This window comes from Pseudomonas orientalis, assembly GCF_022807995.1.
Lineage (GTDB): Bacteria > Pseudomonadota > Gammaproteobacteria > Pseudomonadales > Pseudomonadaceae > Aquipseudomonas > Aquipseudomonas orientalis_B.
Genome location: NZ_CP094351.1, coordinates 2,810,713 through 2,827,601, shown reverse-complemented (window position 1 = coordinate 2,827,601; position 16,889 = coordinate 2,810,713). Strand labels below are relative to the sequence as shown.

Annotated in this window: 13 protein-coding genes and 5 pseudogenes; 12 read left to right on the top strand and 6 right to left on the bottom strand. The window is 57.2% G+C overall.

From position 1 onward, the window contains the following. The first annotated feature begins 13 nt into the window (after positions 1-13). The 5 genes and pseudogenes from MRY17_RS12515 to MRY17_RS12495 all read left to right on the top strand — a co-directional run bounded on the left by MRY17_RS12515 (position 14) and on the right by MRY17_RS12495 (position 3,967). Positions 14-1,287, top strand: a pseudogene (locus tag MRY17_RS12515) (aromatic ring-hydroxylating oxygenase subunit alpha). A gap of 15 nt (positions 1,288-1,302) precedes the next feature. Further along, complete coding sequence (locus MRY17_RS12510) at positions 1,303-1,779, top strand: aromatic-ring-hydroxylating dioxygenase subunit beta (protein WP_243353871.1); 477 nt, start codon at positions 1,303-1,305, stop codon at positions 1,777-1,779. 11 nt (positions 1,780-1,790) lie between these two features. Next, the gene (locus MRY17_RS12505; RefSeq protein ID WP_243353870.1) at positions 1,791-2,531 is read left to right on the top strand and encodes an SDR family NAD(P)-dependent oxidoreductase; all 741 of its coding nucleotides are present in this window, start codon (positions 1,791-1,793) and stop codon (positions 2,529-2,531) included. Between the two features lie 50 nt (positions 2,532-2,581). After that, a pseudogene (locus tag MRY17_RS12500) lies at positions 2,582-3,497 on the top strand (PDR/VanB family oxidoreductase). Positions 3,498-3,546: 49 nt separating this feature from the next. Continuing rightward, a pseudogene (locus tag MRY17_RS12495) lies at positions 3,547-3,967 on the top strand (flavin reductase). Positions 3,968-4,028: 61 nt separating this feature from the next. On the opposite strand, the gene MRY17_RS12490 reads toward MRY17_RS12495, so the two are convergent. Continuing rightward, on the bottom strand, positions 4,029-4,904 hold the full coding sequence (locus tag MRY17_RS12490; RefSeq protein ID WP_124377917.1) for a LysR family transcriptional regulator: 876 nt from the start codon (positions 4,902-4,904) through the stop codon (positions 4,029-4,031). A 114-nt stretch (positions 4,905-5,018) separates the two neighbouring features. Between MRY17_RS12490 and MRY17_RS12485 the strand changes: the two genes are divergently transcribed. From MRY17_RS12485 to MRY17_RS12470, 4 genes and pseudogenes are all read left to right on the top strand, one after another. Further along, positions 5,019-6,146 (top strand): muconate cycloisomerase family protein, encoded by a 1,128-nt coding sequence (locus MRY17_RS12485; protein ID WP_243353869.1) that lies wholly within the window; start codon positions 5,019-5,021, stop codon positions 6,144-6,146. A 12-nt stretch (positions 6,147-6,158) separates the two neighbouring features. After that, positions 6,159-6,449, top strand: coding sequence for a muconolactone Delta-isomerase (gene catC, locus MRY17_RS12480; RefSeq protein ID WP_124377915.1), 291 nt, complete (start codon positions 6,159-6,161; stop codon positions 6,447-6,449). Between the two features lie 41 nt (positions 6,450-6,490). Continuing rightward, on the top strand, positions 6,491-7,420 hold the full coding sequence (gene catA / locus MRY17_RS12475; protein ID WP_243353868.1) for a catechol 1,2-dioxygenase: 930 nt from the start codon (positions 6,491-6,493) through the stop codon (positions 7,418-7,420). 314 nt (positions 7,421-7,734) lie between these two features. After that, positions 7,735-8,322, top strand: a pseudogene (locus tag MRY17_RS12470) (Na+/H+ antiporter NhaA); the annotation flags it as partial. A 140-nt stretch (positions 8,323-8,462) separates the two neighbouring features. Here the strand turns inward: MRY17_RS12470 and MRY17_RS26475 are convergent. Beyond that, entirely contained in the window at positions 8,463-8,762 is a 300-nt protein-coding gene (locus MRY17_RS26475; RefSeq protein WP_305117495.1) for a BPSL0761 family protein, read from the bottom strand. A 758-nt stretch (positions 8,763-9,520) separates the two neighbouring features. Between MRY17_RS26475 and MRY17_RS12465 the strand changes: the two genes are divergently transcribed. From MRY17_RS12465 to MRY17_RS12455, 3 genes are all read left to right on the top strand, one after another. Further along, a protein-coding gene (locus tag MRY17_RS12465) for an IS3 family transposase (RefSeq protein WP_431768381.1) occupies positions 9,521-10,740 on the top strand; the annotation gives its coding sequence in 2 pieces (ribosomal slippage) (positions 9,521-9,866 and positions 9,866-10,740; 1,221 coding nt in all). A 143-nt stretch (positions 10,741-10,883) separates the two neighbouring features. Further along, positions 10,884-11,696, top strand: coding sequence for an isocitrate lyase/PEP mutase family protein (locus tag MRY17_RS12460; RefSeq protein ID WP_015372096.1), 813 nt, complete (start codon positions 10,884-10,886; stop codon positions 11,694-11,696). 160 nt (positions 11,697-11,856) lie between these two features. Further along, entirely contained in the window at positions 11,857-12,897 is a 1,041-nt protein-coding gene (locus MRY17_RS12455; RefSeq protein ID WP_235594039.1) for a bifunctional transcriptional activator/DNA repair enzyme AdaA, read from the top strand. A 308-nt stretch (positions 12,898-13,205) separates the two neighbouring features. Here MRY17_RS12455 and MRY17_RS12450 read toward each other — a convergent pair whose 3' ends face one another. From MRY17_RS12450 to tnpA, 4 genes and pseudogenes are all read right to left on the bottom strand, one after another. Next, the gene (locus MRY17_RS12450; RefSeq protein ID WP_043205934.1) at positions 13,206-15,122 is read right to left on the bottom strand and encodes a methyl-accepting chemotaxis protein; all 1,917 of its coding nucleotides are present in this window, start codon (positions 15,120-15,122) and stop codon (positions 13,206-13,208) included. Positions 15,123-15,498: 376 nt separating this feature from the next. After that, a pseudogene (locus tag MRY17_RS12445) lies at positions 15,499-15,963 on the bottom strand (GNAT family N-acetyltransferase); the annotation flags it as partial. A gap of 111 nt (positions 15,964-16,074) precedes the next feature. Next, the gene (gene tnpB, locus MRY17_RS12440) at positions 16,075-16,398 is read right to left on the bottom strand and encodes an IS66 family insertion sequence element accessory protein TnpB (RefSeq protein ID WP_015372092.1); all 324 of its coding nucleotides are present in this window, start codon (positions 16,396-16,398) and stop codon (positions 16,075-16,077) included. Beyond that, positions 16,395-16,727 (bottom strand): IS66-like element accessory protein TnpA, encoded by a 333-nt coding sequence (gene tnpA, locus MRY17_RS12435; RefSeq protein ID WP_015372091.1) that lies wholly within the window; start codon positions 16,725-16,727, stop codon positions 16,395-16,397. Before tnpA ends, tnpB begins: the two co-directional genes overlap by 4 nt. Between the last annotated feature and the right edge of the window lie 162 nt (positions 16,728-16,889).

Below are 16,889 nucleotides of genomic sequence, written 5' to 3'. Positions count from 1 at the left end.
CGAGGATACTTCCATGAGCATGCTGATTCCCGCTGTAAACCTCGCCGTCGACCCCGCTGAACGGGTGCAGGCCGATCGCGTCCACACCTCGATGTATACCGATGCGCAACTGTTCGACGCCGAGCTGGAGAAGATTTTCTATAGCACCTGGATCTGGGTCGCCCACGAAAGCGAGATACCCGACAACGGCAGCTACAAGACCACCTATATCGGCAAGCAGCCGGTGATCGTGGTGCGTGACCGCAAGAAAGACGTGCACGTGCTGCTCAACCGTTGTCGCCACCGTGGCGCCACTGTGTGCGAACACAAAAAAGGCAAGACCAACAGCTTCGTCTGCCCTTACCACGGCTGGGGCTACGCGCTCGACGGCTCACTGCGTGGCATCCCACACCCGGAAAGCTACGACGACTGCATCGACAAGGCCGAGCTGCCGCTGGTCAGCCTGCGTACCGAAAGCTACGCCGGCATGATCTTCGCCACCTTCAAGGACGACATCGAGCCGCTGGAGGACTACCTCGGTGCGGCGAAAAAATGGATGGACCTGTTCATGAAGCAGGGCGCTGGTTATGGCATCAAGGTGCCGGGCGAGCACCGTTTCCGCTTCCCCGGCAACTGGAAGATCCAGCTGGAAAACACCACCGACGCTTACCACTTCCCGTTGGTGCACAAGAGTTTTCTGTCGTCGGTGGATGAGCAGACCCTGGCGCTGTTCGACTTCGTCAAAGGACCTGGCTACGTCGAGGACCTGGGCAACGGCCACGGCGTGATGGTGATGATTCCCGACTTGATCGACCTCGAAGCCGACCTGGACAAGCCGATTCCCGAGCGCTTCGAAGAGCTGGCCGCCGAGCTGCGTGACGAGGGCATCGAGGAGCAGCAGGTGCGCCGGATCGTGCGTGCGGTCGGCGGCACCGGCTTCAACCTCAACCTGTTCCCCAACGTTGCATGCTCGATGGCGTTTTTCCGGGTGCTGCAGCCGATCTCGGTGACCGAGACCGAAATCCACCACTCGGTGATAACCATGGACGGCGGGCCGGCCGTTGCCAACCGCTATCGACTGCGCCTGCATGAGCACTTCCAGGGGCCGATGGCTTCGGCACTCCGGACGATTCCGAGGCTTGGGAGCGGGTACAGAAGGGCGCCAGCGCCGGTGAAGATCTGTGGATCATGCTAAACCGTGGCTTGCCCGGCGAGCAGGCCAGCGCAGACGGGCTGGTATCCGACGTGAGTGCCGAAACCGGTATGCGCGCCGCCTATCGGCAGTGGAAAAAGATGATGTCGGCCTGATCCGTGGAGAACCTTATGAACCTGCAATTACTGCAAGAAGTGACCGCTTTCATCTGGCAGGAAGGCGACATGCTCGCCCACGGAGAATACGACGGCTGGTTGAAGATGTGGACCGAGAAGGGCACCTACATCATTCCCATCGCCCCCAAGGAAACCGACTTCGAGAACACCCTCAACTACGCCTACGACGATCATCATATGCGTAAACTGCGGGTGCGGCGTCTGACCGGCGGCGAATCGATCTCAACCAGCCCGCAACCGCGCACGGTGCGCATGCAGTCGCGGTTCCGGGTGTGGGCCGATGACGGCGTGCAGGTGACTGTGCGCTGCGCGCAGAACATCCGTGAGTTCCGCAAGGAAAGCCTGAAGTTCTACAGCGCCGACCTCACCTACGAACTGATCCGCTGCGACGGTGGTTTCAAGATCCAGCGCAAAGTGGTCAGCCTTATCAACAGTGACGATGCCCTTGCCGGTATCGGCTACATCCTTTGAGGCGCGCCGAAATGAGCCATATCGCATTGGTGACGGGCGCGGGGCAGGGGCTGGGGCAGCATTTCTGCGCCAGCCTCCTGCGGGCCGGGTACTCGGTGGCGATCACCGACCTCAACCTTAAAGCCGCACAGGCGTGCGCCCATCAGTTGGACCCGGGCGGCGAGCGCACGCTTGCGCTGCAACTGGACGCCGGGAGCAAAGCCGATTTCGAAGCGGGCTTGGACCAGGTGCTGGTGCGCTTCGGCGCGCTGCACGTAGTGGTCAATAACGCTGCCGTCACCAAGACCACGCCGCTGATGCAGATCAGCCCCGAGGAATTCGACGCCGTGGTGGGCCTGAACCTGCGCAGCGTGTTCCTCGGCTGCCAGGTGCTGGGCGCGTACATGGCCGAAACCGGCTATGGGCGGATCATCAACATGGCGTCCCTGGCCGGCCAGAACGGCGGTACTGCGACCGGCGCACACTATGCCGCGAGCAAGGGCGGCATAGTGACGCTGACCAAGATCTTCGCCAAGGAGTTTGCCGCCCGCGGGGTGACTGTCAATGCCATTGCCCCTGGCCCTATCGAGTCGGCGGCGGTACGCGCGGCGATTCCGGTCGAACGCCTGCCGGACCTGCTGGCGAATATTCCGGTGCGACGCCTGGGCGACGCGGACTTTCTCGGTGACTTGATTGTGCAGTTGGCACGGCCAGAGGCCTATTTCACGACCGGGGCCACCTGGGATGTGAATGGCGGCCTGTTCATGCGTTGACTGATACCGGCCGCCACGGCGGCCTTTACGAACTCCATGGAATAACGGCCATGACTGAAGAACTGTTGGACGTAGTCGTGCGCAAGCGCGAGTTGCACGGGGACGGCGTTGTCGTCCTGGACCTGACCCGCCGTGACGGCGCGCCGCTGCCGACGTTTGATGCCGGTGCGCACGTCGATATCCATATCGGGCCGGGGCTGGTGCGTCAGTACTCGCTGTGCAGCAACCCTGCTCGAAGGGCGTGAGTTGCAGATCAGTGTGCCGCGCAACCTGTTTCCGCTGGCGGCCGACGCGCGGCGTTCGGTGCTATTGGGTGGCGGTATCGGTGTCACGCCGATGATCGCCATGGCCTATGCGTTGCACGCGGCCGGTCAGATTTTCGAGCTGCATTACTGTGGGCGTGAGCGCGGGCGCAGTGCGTTCCTCGCGGAGCTGACCAGCGCACCGTTTGCCGCGCAGGTGTTCACCCACTTCGATGATGAAGGGCCTGAGCAGAAGCTCGACCTGGCGACGGTGCTGGGTAAGGGCGAGGCCGGCGTGCACATGTATACCTGCCGCCCCGCGGGTTTCATGGACTGGGTGATCCAGGGCGCACGCGACCAGGGCTACACCGACGCGCATATCCACAAGGAATATTTCCAGGTGGACGTGGACAGCTCAGGTGGCAGCTTTGAGGTGGTTGCAGCCCGCATTGGCAAGACCGTTCAGGTGACCGGAGGACAGAGCATTCTTGCCGCGCTGGCGAAGGTCGGTATCAAGATCGAAATTTCCTGCGAGCAGGGCGTATGCGGTCTTTGCCTGTGCGATGTGCTCGAGGGCGAGCCGGACCATCGTGACGTGTACCTCACGGACGATGAAAAGGCCGGCAATGACCAAATTCTAGTGTGCTGTTCACGAGCCAAATCCAAAACCCCGTGCTGGATAGCTAAGGGGAACGATCATGGTAGACGTAGGCAGCTTTCGTAATGCAATGGCCATGTTGGGCGGTGCCGTTTCGGTCATCACCACCGATGGCGTGGCGGGCCGGTTCGGTTTTACCGCCTCGGCAGTGTGCAGCGTGACCGATTCACCGCCCACGCTCTTGGTGTGCATGAACCGTTCCTCCCATTCCAACGAGCATTTCAAGCACAACGGCACAGTGTGTGAACACCCTGTGCGGCGATCATCAGCAACTGTCCGGCGCTTTCGCCAACCGTGCATTGAGCATGGATGAGCGCTTCGCCGTCACGGGGTGGACCACCCTGGAAAGTGGCGCGCCGGTGATGCTCGACGCGCTGGTCAATTTCGGCTGCCGGATCGTGCAGGTCCATGAAGTGGGCTCCCACAGTTTCTTCTACTGTGAGGTCCAGACCATTCGCCAGGGCGGTGCGGACGAGGGCTTGGTATATTTCAACCGCGCCTATCACCGCCTGGGTGAAGCCTCCAAGGCTTGCTGAATACCACGTTCGCTGGAGGGGCAAACGGCAGCCGGGGTCAGACAACCCCGGCCAGAGGGACTCAGATCAATTCTTCCACCAAGTGCAGGCAATGTGTAAGCCCCGGCGACTTGTCATTCACACGCCGGCTCAGAATGATCGGCGAAGTCGCGGTGGCTTCAACAATTGGCGTATAGCCGATATCCGCCCGGTGCAGCACTTGCACCGAGGTCGGTACCAACGTCACGCCCATGCCGGCACCGACTAGGCCAATGGCAGTCTGCAATTCGTTGGTCCATTGCGCCACCTTGAGGCTCAGGCCATGGGCGTCGAACAGCGCGATCACATGGTCTGCATAACTGGGACGCGGGTTGCCGGGGTACAGCACAAAAGGCTCTGTGGCCAACTGGGCGAGGGTGGCTGGTGCGGCCAGCAACGGGTGGCCGGCGGGCAATACGGCGACTAGTCGATCTTCCACCAGTACGCGCTGGACGATGGCCGAGTCGTCGATGCGGATTCGCCCGAACCCCACATCGATCCGCCCGGCCTTGAGCGCTTCGACCTGTTGTAAGGTGGTCATCTCCGACAGCCCCAATTCCAGCTCCAGCGCCTCGTGGGTGCGCAGCATGCGAATCAGTTCCGGCAACACGCCATACAGGGTCGACGGCGCAAAGCCGATGCCCAGCCAAGTCTTATCGCCCTGGCCGATGCGCCGCGTGTTGGCGCACAGCGTGTTCAGCTGTTCCAGCAGCACATTGGCATGCTCATAAAAAAACCGTCCGGCCTCGGTCAGCCGCAGCGGCCGGCCGCGTTCGAGCAGAACAACCCCCAGCTCATCCTCCAGTTGCTGGATCTGCCGGCTCAAGGGCGGTTGGGCGATGTGCAGGCGTTCGGCGGCGCGGGTGAAGTTAAGGGTTGCCCCAAGCGCTTGGAAATAACGCAGGTGACGTAGTTCCATGATCACTCCCTCCATACCCTAAGGGTATTGTTCGAGACCCATTCTATATTGGATGCCTTGAAAAATAGGGAACAGAATCGGATCAAATCTAAAAAGAACTCAACAGGTATCGCCATGCCCATTTGCGCCATAGAGTCGATCGAGACCATCATCGTCGACCTGCCCACCATTCGCCCGCACAAGCTGGCGATGCACACGATGCAGAACCAGACCTTGGTGATCATCCGCGTGCGCTGCGCCGACGGCATCGAGGGCATCGGCGAATCCACCACCATTGGCGGCCTGAGCTACGGCAATGAAAGCCCCGACAGCATCAAGGTCAACATCGATCGCCATTTTGCGCCGCTGCTGATCGGCCAGGACGCCAGCAATATCAATGCGGCCATGTTGCGCCTGGAGCGCAGCATTCGGGGCAACACCTTTGCCAAGTCCGGCGTCGAAAGCGCCTTGCTCGATGCGCTGGGCAAACGCTTGAACCTGCCGGTCAGCGAACTGCTCGGCGGCCGCGTGCGAGATGCGTTGCCGGTGGCCTGGACCCTGGCCAGCGGCAACACCGAAAAGGACATTGCCGAGGCCGAGAAGATGCTCGACCTGCGCCGCCACCGCATCTTCAAATTGAAGATCGGCGCCGGTGAGGTCGACCACGACCTAGCCCACGTGATCGCAATCAAAAAGGCCCTGGGCGACCGCGCCAGTGTGCGCGTGGACGTTAACCAGGCGTGGGACGAGGCGGTGGCATTGCGCGCGTGCAATGTGCTTGGCGACAACGGTATCGACCTGATCGAGCAACCGATTACCCGCAATAACCGCGGTGGTATGGCGCGGCTCAACCTGTCGAGCCCGGCACCGATCATGGCGGATGAATCCATCGAATCTGTGGAGGACGCCTTCAACCTGGCCCGCGAGGGCGCGGCGTCGGTGTTCGCCCTCAAGATCGCCAAGAACGGCGGCCCCCGCGCGGTGTTGCGCACGGCGGCAATCGCCGAGGCGGCGGGCATCGGCCTGTACGGCGGCACCATGCTCGAGGGCGGTATCGGCACCCTGGCGTCAGCGCATGCATTCCTCACGCTGAACAAACTGGCGTGGGACACCGAACTGTTCGGCCCATTGCTGCTGACCGAGGACATCCTCACGGAGCCGCTGGTGTACCGTGATTTCCACCTGCATGTCTCCACCGTACCGGGCCTGGGCCTGGCCATCGATGAAGAGCGCCTGGCGTTCTTCCGTCGTGACAAACACTAAGAGGCAACTGCCATGTTGTTCCATGTGAAAATGACCGTGAACCTGCCTCTGGACATGAACCCCGAGCGCGCGGCCAGTCTCAAGGCCGATGAGAAAGCTCTGGCGCAGCGTCTGCAACAGGAAGGCAAATGGCGCCACCTGTGGCGTATCGCCGGGCATTACGCCAACTACAGCGTGTTCGATGTCGACAGCGTGCAAGACCTGCACGACCTGCTGATGCAACTGCCGCTCTACCCCTATATGTCGATCGAAGTGAATGCCTTGTGCCGGCACCCTTCGTCGATCCATGAAGACGACCGTTAAGCCTGTCACGCACCCAATAATTACAAGATGAGGAATGCACCATGTCCATCCGACTGTCCCAGACCGCTCACGCACAACAGTTTCTCGAAGAAGCCAGCGGCAAACTTAACGACGCAGGCAACCCGCGCACCAAAGCGTTGGTGTATCGGATTTTGCGCGACACCGTGAACATCATCGAAGATCTGGAGGTTACTCCCGAGGAATTCTGGAAGGCGGTCAACTACCTCAACGAACTGGGCAAGAACCAGGAGGCTGGGCTGCTCGCCGCCGGGCTGGGCCTGGAGCATTATCTGGATATGTTGATGGACGCCGCCGATGTCGAGGCCGGCAAGACCGGTGGCACCCCGCGTACCATCGAGGGCCCGCTTTACGTGGCCGGTGCGCCGTTGTCCAAGTACGAAGCGCGCCTGGATGATGGGACCGATGCTGCCGTGCCGCTGTTCATGCAAGGCCAGGTGCGCGATACCGACGGCAATCCACTAGCCGGCGCGATTGTCGATGTGTGGCAAGCTAATACCGGCGGCACGTATTCGTGGTTTGACCCGACGCAATCGGAGTTCAACCTGCGTCGACGCATCGAAACCGATGCCCAGGGCAACTATCGTTTCCGCAGCATCGTGCCGTCGGGTTATGGCTGCCCGCCGACCGGGCCGACCCAACAGTTGCTTGATCAACTCGGGCGCCACGGGCAGCGGCCGGCGCATATCCATTTCTTTATTTCGGCTCCGGGTTATCGGCACCTGACCACTCAGATCAACCTGTCGGATGACCCGTACTTGCACGACGATTTTGCGTATGCCACACGCGATGAACTGATCGCCGAAATCCGCTTCAGCGACGATCAGCAACTGGCGCGGGAGTTGGGCGTGCAAGGGCGCTTTGCGCGAATTGATTTCGACTTTGAGCTGCAGGTGGCCGCTGCACCGGTAGAGCAGAAGCGCATGCAGCGCGTTCGTGCGCTCGAGGATTGAGCGCGGTAGGGCAGGTGAGTACCTGAGTGTTCGGGATTACGGTGTGTCGGTCAGTCTATCGACCGATAGATCGCAACGGGGGCGCAAGCAGACTTTAGTTGCATTGCCTGGTCAGCGGATGCTGGCCAGGCTTGGCGCAGAGGCTTTTTTGGAGAAACTCAGCCGAATTGATCTGCATATTCAACTACGGTTTTAGACTTCCTGTTACGTGTTAGCTGATAAGAAAAAATTGCCAGCCACATGAACCAGCCTGGCATCACCATCAAGACGACGCTCAGCCATTTCGCGGCTGAGTACCGTGCACTGTTCGCCAAGGGTCGGCTATTCCTGCAGCGACCGGTATCGCGTTTGCCTTGGGCGTACTGTCGCTGCTCGGTAAACGTGTGCCCATTTCGTTGAGAATCTTTCTGTCCGCGCTGGCGATTCTTGATGACCTTGGTTCTGTACTGATCATCGCCCTGTTTTACACCAGCGGCTTGTCGGTCAGCATGTTGCTGGCCTCACTGAGCGTTATTGTGTTCCTGGTGATGCCCACGTGGGTCGCTTTCGCCGTTGTACCCATCTTCGGTTTTGCCAATGCGGATGTCTCTCTTGCCGGTATCTCGCCCAATAACCTGATCGACCCGGTACCTCTGGGAGTAACGCTTGGGCTATTGCTAGGCAAGCAAATTGGCGTGTTTGGTTTGGCTGCGCTGGCTATTCGCGCAGGGCTGGCCAAGCTGCCTGAGAAATGTGATTGGTCTCAGCTGTACGGTGTAGCGCTGCTGTGCGGAATTGGTTTCACAATGAGCCTGTTCATCGGGGCGCTGGCTTTCCCGGATAACCTGCATTTGGTCGATGAGGTGAAGGTTGGGGTGCTAATGGGCTCCATTCTTTCCGCTGTCCTCGGTGTTGCTGTTCTTTTGAAGGCTAAACTTTGCCGTTCCCAACCGCTCAGGATCGTACCTTTCTCAAAGGCCTGTGAGTTTGTCACGGAAAGTCGGAACTCCACGTTCAGCAGACATGCCGGCGCCGGTAAAAAACACAACCTTTCGAGCGTCAGTCACGGCTTTGATGGCGCGATCCCAGCATGTCCTCTGGAAGCTTTGTCGGCTGCAGAGCAAACGAACGGGGTGTGGTAGCTGCTATCGATTGCGGAGCTGAAGACTGGGCCCATCGGGGACACGTCAGTATCTGACGCTTCTTCAATCCGTCCTGCCAGAAGCACCTGAAACTGAGATGGATAGTGACGCAGGAGGAATTTGGCGTCACGGCGTACCCTTTCTGGCATCGATAAGTCTCGGGAGAGCTCGAGCAGAAACGCCCCCGTTTGGATGACTGCCCGGGTACGTTCAATCGGCATGGTCATGTTTAAGCCCTCTTGGTCATCGTGCTGCCGCAATTAGGTGCTCACGCTTGGCGAGTGCTTCCTATGATGTCTTGACCTACAGTTAGTTGACGTGCCGTATCGGCCACACAGAGAACATGCTACTAGGTTCCTTAGGCTAAGGCCCCCATGCGTGAGTGCTTGGACGAAATCAATCGGCGTTATGCTGCGCAACGGATTCCTGTGCAGAACACGTTAGCCCTGCCCGAAGTGAAGCCACCAAACCCCGACAAATAGCCAACATCGCCCACCATCAGCAGTCCTTGGTTGCGTGTTTGAAAACATCCATTGACTTGGTGAGGGTTCAAAAGATCTATGGTATTTCTTACTGAAACGTTATCCCTAGATGCGTGGATCAGCCGGCGAGCCTTCAACCCGGTTCCAGTTCGCATCCGCCTAACAGGGCCCGGTCCAGAAACCTGTTCTGTTTATCAGATCTGTTCCGAAGCAAGCCCTGAGCATGCTCTTCAAAATCTGCTTTCATTTTCCACTTGAGTGTCTTTTGAATCGCCCCGGATTTCGTAGATACCTCGTTGGATTAAACGTAAGCGTCCGGGGAAGTCATCTACCCGATCCCTGCGATGGCTGAATGTGTACGGCAACGTCTTTCAGCAGGCTTTTGAGAAGGTATTCAGCCCTCCCTAGCCCGCAAAAACTATATTCGTGAACGAGCCCCATGAAAGACAGGACACCGTTTCCCCCTTACGATAAGGGATAGGCAAACGGTTATGTTTATGACTAATAGCAACGACAAGAGTGGGGAGCTTTTGGGTCAGGAGCGGCGGCGCCGCTGGAGCCCGGAGCAAAAACTGGCCATGGTTCGCGAGAGTCTTGAGCCAGGGCAAAGCGTTTCGGTGGTCGCTCGACGCAACGGCATCAATGCCAACCAGCTGTTCCTATGGCGCAAGTTATATCAGGACGGCAGTCTGTCGGCGGTCAGTGCCGGTGAAGCCGTTGTGCCCGCCTCGGAGTTGAGCGATGCGCTCAAGCAGATCCGTGAACTGCAACGGATGCTGGGCAAGAAAACGATGGAAGCAGAAATCCTCAAAGAGGCCGTGGAGATCGCCCGGTCGCGAAAATGGATTGCGCACTCACCCTTGTTGCCGGGGGACGACCAGTGAAGCTGGTCAGCGAATGTCTCGGTGTGGCGCGCTCGCAATTAACGGTTCGAATCAAGCAATCGGTATCGCTCAAAGTACGGCGCCGCAGGCCTGTGGACGATGCTGATCTGGTGGTTGAAATCCAGCAACAGATCAGCGAACTGCCCAGCTATGGCTACCGTCGTGTTTGGGGATTGCTGCGTCGTGCCCGTGAAACCCAGTCGCTGCCGGCGATCAATGTGAAACGGGTTTACCGGGTCATGCGCGATCACGACCTGCTGTTGGCGCGGCGCATCAAACAGCCCGGCGTGCCGCGTCGGCACGAGGGTCGTATTGCGGTGCAAACCAGTGATACGCGTTGGTGCTCGGACGGCTTTGAGTTCCGCTGTGAGGACGGCGCCAAACTGAGCGTGACCTTCGCCCTGGATTGCTGTGACCGCGAAGCCATCGGCTGGGTCGCGAGTCCGACCGGGTACAGCGGCGATGACATCCGCGACTTGATGCTGGAGAGCGTAGAGAAACGCTTCGGTGATCAACTGCCTGCAACGCCGGTTCAATGGCTAAGCGACAACGGCTCGGCGTACACCGCCGAACAGACACGCCTGTTTGCTCGACAGATCGGTTTGCAGCCGGTGACCACCCCGGTGCGCAGCCCGCAGAGCAACGGCATGGCCGAGAGCTTCGTGAAGACGATCAAACGTGACTACGTTGCGCACATGCCCAAGCCGGATCGAGAAACGGCGCTGCGCAACCTGGCAATTGCCTTCGAGCATTACAACGAGCAGCATCCGCACAGCGCCTTGAACTATCGCTCACCGAGGGAGTTCAGGCGCTTGGTAGCAGCATCAATTTGACGGGGAGTTGGTGTCCGGTTTTGTAGGGGCAAGTCCAATTCGCTAGCTCTTAAATCACTGTCGATTTCTCGGTGGAGACGTCGGTGTAGTCAGCTTACGATAGCGCGCTCTGCATCTGTCTTTTCTCACCGGGGTACCACTGAATGACGCCACTAAGTGCGGTTTTTCGCAACCTTCACCAAGATAATTTGTTGGTACTCGCCAACGTGAGCGATGCTGGCAGCGCACGTATTGTCGAGAGCGTAGGGAGTAAGGCTGTCGCGACCAGCAGCGCCGCCGTTGCTTGGGCACATGGCTACCAAGATGGCAATCAACTTCCCCTAAAATTGCTGACTACTACAGTTGAGTCAATGGTTCGAGTGCTTACAGTCCCCCTCACGGTCGATGTCGAAGGGGGCTATTCCGATGACCTTGAGTCGGTTGCTAAAGTTATTGACTGCGTAGTTAGCACTGGAGCTGTAGGAATAAACATTGAGGACGGAACAGGCAGCACCGATCTGATTTTGCGAAAAATCGAAATGGCAAAGAAGGTAGCAAACAAGCATGGAATCGACCTGTTCGTGAACGTACGAACTGACGTTTATCTGCGATGTTTGGTAGAACCAGCGCGACAATTGGCAGAGACCCTCTTCCGTGCATCGCTGTTCGAGCAAGCAGGTGCAGACGGCATTTTTGCAGCTGGAATGGTTGAGGAAAACGACATTGCTACACTGTGCGAGGCAACGCGGCTACCCGTCAACCTGCTTGCCTGGAACGGCCAGCCCAGTATGGATCAATTGAAGAGTCTAGGCGTCAACCGGCTAAGCGCCGGATCCAGCATCGCTGAGTTCCTATACGGTGCCAACAAGGCGATAGCAACGAGCTTCTTGCGAACGGGGAAGCTTTTCGAGTATCCATTGGACGCATATACCTACAGCGACCTGAATAGCCTTATGGCAGCAAAAAAAACCACCTAGGCGAAAAGTAATCTTCGCTCTATCAATCTGTGATTCGCATGAAAATCGCCGCTGTTTCCCGCACCTCGAAAGCGATTTTCACTCCCATTCGAGGACGAGGCTACGGTCTATGAGATCTTACAATCACTCTCTTCCGCCCAGAAGCGAGATGGTGAATGCGATGCTATGCAGCGACACCGCCTATGAGGGCGTTTTTTTCACTGCTGTCAAAACTACAGGTATTTTTTGCCGACCTACATGTAGTGCACGTAAGCCAAAGCCCGAAAATGTAGAGTTTTTTTCGCAGGCCGACGAAGCGATGGCAGCAGGTTATCGGCCTTGCTTGCGATGCAAGCCATTGGATCTAGCGGCTTCCGCGCCAGATTGGGTCAAGGGGCTGCTAGCTTCTATATCTGCATCACCTGACGCTCGCTGGAGTGATGCTGAACTAACTACGCGTGGTATCGATCCACTCCGCTTACGCAGGTGGTTCAAACAAAATTTTGGCATGACTTTTCATGCATGGATGCGTTCTAGAAGGCTCGGTGTCGCCCTAGGCCGGATCTCTTCGGGCGAAACGCTGGATAACACAGCATTTGACTTAGGGTACGAGTCATTGAGTGGCTTTAGAGATGCTTTCAAAAAAACATTTCAAATTCCCCCTGGTAAGGCAGCTGAAACGTCGCTCCTGCTTTATCGCCATCTGACTACACCGTTGGGCCCAATGATTGCCATGGCAGAGGAACGAGGTTTGGTACTCCTCGAATTTCTTGACCGCCCGGCCCTAACCGCTGAATTAAACGAATTGCGTGGGCGGCATGGGTATTCAATCGCGCCTGGCGAGCATCTCTTCATCAAGCAGATCGAAGTTCAACTAAAACTTTATTTTGATGGAAAGCTAAAAAGGTTTTCAGTACCGCTCCATATGCCAGGCAGCTCTTTTGACAGGCTTGTGTGGGCAGAGCTTCTAAAAATCGACTATGGAACCATTTCAACCTACGGTGCCATCGCTAGGGGCATTGGTAAGCCAGGTGCAAGCCAAGCAGTGGGCAATGCAAATGGACACAATCGCTTATCTATTGTTGTCCCCTGTCACCGTGTCATAGCGACAAATGGTTCACTCGCCGGATATGGCGGAGGACAGCCCCGGAAAGAGTTTTTACTGCGTTTGGAGAAGACTGCTTTGCAAATGACTCAACAGAACGAATTTCTGTTGAATTAGTTGCTAATAAAAATATACGCAGACACAACGACTCTCAGCGCGTCCTTTTTAAAGATCCGTGGGCACTTATTGGGTAAGCGTCTGCCGAAGTCACCTTGTATGACTCAGAACGGTATAAGCAGTCCTTCAGAAAGCCGTAGGACGGCTGATAATCCATGGCCTGACCTCATCCGGCGTCATGAAAAGCCTCGTTTATCGCGTTGAGCAAAGTAGCCCTTATAGGCGCGTCACCCTCTCACCTACCAATCCTCAAATACCCGAAAGTCATTCTCTCGGGCATTTGAGCATCCGGTAAAAAAACTTGTAACTCAGTTCACCTTGAACCGTCCCACCAGCCCCTGCTGTTGCTCGGCCAAGCGGGCTAACTCGCGGCTGGTGACGGCGGTTTGTTCAGCACCGGCGCTGACCTGGATAACCAGAGTGTTGATGTCGTTTACGTTGCGGTGGATCTCCTCGGCAACCTGACTCTGTTGTTCTGCCGCCGAGGCGACCTGTATGTTGCTGTCGCTGATGGTCGCGATGCCCTCGGCTATTTCTTCTAGCAACTCCCCTGCGCGCACTACGTTGCTCGCGCCTTCTTGAGCCTTCCCTAGAGTTTCCTGCATGGAAGTGGCGGCACGGTCGGAGCCGGATTGCAGATTGGCGATCATCTTCTGGATACTGACGGTGGAATCCTGAGTCTTTTTGGCCAGATTCCGCACCTCATCGGCGACCACGGCAAATCCACGACCCTGCTCACCGGCACGGGCAGCCTCAATGGCAGCGTTCAAAGCTAGCAGATTGGTTTGCTCTGCTACACCACGAATCACATCCAAAACCGAGGAGATGGAATAGCTTTCACCCTTGAGCTCCTCAATGATTCGGGATGTTTGTTCGGCCTGAACCTCAAGCCCTTTGATCAAGCTGATGGTGTTCTCGATTTCAGCCTTGCCCTGCATAGTGCTGGCATTAACGCGCTGCGACATCTCTGCGGCGTCGGTAGTGCTGCGCGCCACGTCTTTGACCGTGGCGCTCATCTCGCTGATGGCAGTGACCACCTGATCGGTGCCTTGACGCTGCTGGACGACGTTATTGCTAGTTTGCAGGGCCACAGCCGAAGACTGCTCGGCGGCGGTCGCGACCTGCGCCGTGGCACTCCCGATCTCACGGATCACTTCACCGATCTGTATGGCCATGTTATCCAGGTTACGCGAGATCTCGCCAAACTCGTCTCTGCCGGTGTAACGGGTTCTGGCAGTTAGGTCACGCGTGGATAGCGAAATAAGGGTGCGGTTCACGTCGACCACAGCGATTTTGATATTGCGAATAATCACCGAAGCGAGCCACAGCACCGCAATCAACATCAGAATGACGGTGGCTATTGCGACATACAGACTGCGCTGGGCATCGGTACGCGCGACATTGGCTAGGCTCACGACCGTCTGGCCCAGTTCAGCCTCGACCTGAGCCATCATGTCGATACGGCTGGTGGAAAGGTTGAACCAGTCTTCGGGTTTGATATTAAGCGGATCGCCTAGAGGCGTATCAAATCCGAGTTTTTGCAGGCGAGCTACATCGACGGATGCGGGCTGTTGTAGAACCGCATCCAGCTTATTTTTGAACACGGCAGGAGCCCAGCGTTGAAAGGCCTCGAAATAGCCGGAGAACTCGCCCATGTTGCGGCTGAAACGTGACAACAGCGGCGCATCAAAACGGTTTTGGTTGAATGCCAGGCCAAGCAGTACACGCTCTCGACCAGAGCGCTCTTTCATGTCTACGAACTGATTGAGTGAACTCAGCCCACGCAGGATTTCCGGATCCTCAATGCTGGTTTCCAGTGAGTAAGAGAAGCCGATCAAATTTTTGATAAGATCGGTGAATCGGGTGCCGGACTCGCCGTTATTGATTGCGAGCGTGTCCACCTGCTGACGCAGTCCGGCCAAACCATCAATTGCGCGCAGCATCTTGTCAGGCGCGATAAGACCCTCGGTCGATTGCGCATGCATCGCGCTCACCGCACGGTCGGTTTCTTGGCGTAAGACTTTCAACTTGTCCTGCATCGTCTTACCACCGCTGCCCAGAAACACGCCGCTTGCGCCGCGCTCACGCTGGATAGTGGTTACTACGTCACTGAGTTTCTGCGCGGTGCCGGTAGCGGTGACCGCTCGGTTCATCTCGCTCAGTGTCTCTCGTTTGTCAGCTACAAAAATCCCGGCGAAGACCAGAAAGCCCAACAGGGGAAACATCAAAATAAGCAGTAGCTTTGTACTCAAAGGAGCATTTCTAAGCATGGCAGGCCTCAGGGCTTGAAGATGTTGTTTAAAGCTATCCAAGGCGAACGTTCTATGAAGTCGACGTCTGATAGAGCCCAGGATGGTTCAGTAGTAGCCTGCCGTAGCCAGTTTTTTCTCCGTTCGGAATGTTTCGGCTGAAACCAGCAAAGCTTTACCTGTACCCGTGTATCGATAGGGGCCTAGGTACCGAGTAGGTGGGATCTTTGTAACCGTCCGGCCAAGTCATCTACCCAGTTCCGCAAAGCCAAGACATGGTGTGCACTTAAATTTAAGTGGTCACCAGTTCTAGCCTTTTGTGCGAGTTTGCAGACTCTTCATAGAATGCTGCTCAGCGTTTACGCGTGAACTGTTGCTCAGTGACCGCCGTACCCCATTGATTGCCTTGCTCTTCATGAGTTAGCTCGAAACCCAAGGATTCGTAGAGGCGCCGGGCAGCTTCCAACCCTTTGAATGTCCAAAGTTGTATAGCTGAGAAATTCTGCCGGTCGCAGAAATCTAATGCCTCGGTGAGAAGGTGACGACCTATACCGCCACCACGGCAGCCATCGTCAAGGATGAACCAGCGCAGGTGGGCTTCATCGTTTCCGAGATCCTCTCCGTCAATAGCCAGCGATCCCACAATCCGGCCAGCGCTCTCAGCGACCCAGATGGCGTTACGCGTATTGTTCAGTCGTCCCGCAAACTCCGCAACGCCAGTTGCAACCTGACTCTCGAAAAACTGACCAAAGCCTGAATGGCGAGAGTAAAAGCTAGCGTGCATTTCGGCCATACGACCGATCAGGCCAGGGCGATAGCAGGATCATCACACTGCCTTAAAAATGGCTGACGAACGTCGACGCACGCGGCCGCGCCTTGAGCACCGATTCAGCGCTGAAGCCGACCAGAAGGTAGGTCACTGCGCAGCCTAGGATGTCGAGGTCGAAACGATCAAGAAGGCGGTGGCCAGCACTAATGCCTGAAGTTGCTCGGTATCCAGCTCCATCTCAGAACCGTGGCGAATGCCTGGCCAGTGGAACTTGCCTTGGTTTAATCGGCGCGCCGCTAGCCATATTCCGAAGCCGTCATGCACCAGCACTTTCATGCGATTGGCGCGGCGGTTGGCGAACAGATAAGCACAGTGCGGCTGCGCCGCACCGAACACGGCGATCACCCTGGCTAATGCCGTCTCGGTACCGGCGCGCATGTCCATCGGCTCGGTGGCGAGCCAGACGGAGTCGATGCGAATCATCGCAGGAGGTCTCGAAGAAAGGTCGCGCAGGCAGCAGCATTTTCAGTGGGCCAGTTCACTTTGACGGTGCCACGCGGGTGCTGTATTTCAACGCAGATGTTCGATGATGACGGATGGGATTTTGCCCCAGCCAGCGACACGGGTAATGGAATAAATGCAGGTTGCAGCGCTGTGCTTTTCTGCGATTGCAGCCGAATCCATTTGTGGACGAGGTTTGCGTTGAGGTTATGGCTGAGTGCGATGCTGGCAATCGAAGCACCGGGCTGAGCACACTCTTGAATGACTTGGGCTTTGAAGGACTTGGAATAAGAACGGCGTGTTGGCTGCATGAAATACCCGATTAAAAGTCTAGAACTGGTGCCCACTTAAATTTAAGTGCACACCATGTCTTGGCTTAGCGGGGCTGGGTAGATGACTTGGCCGGACGCATACGATTAAACTGAGGGCGAGTACGAGGGCCCTTAGCAATCCGAGTCTGGCTTAAAACACAA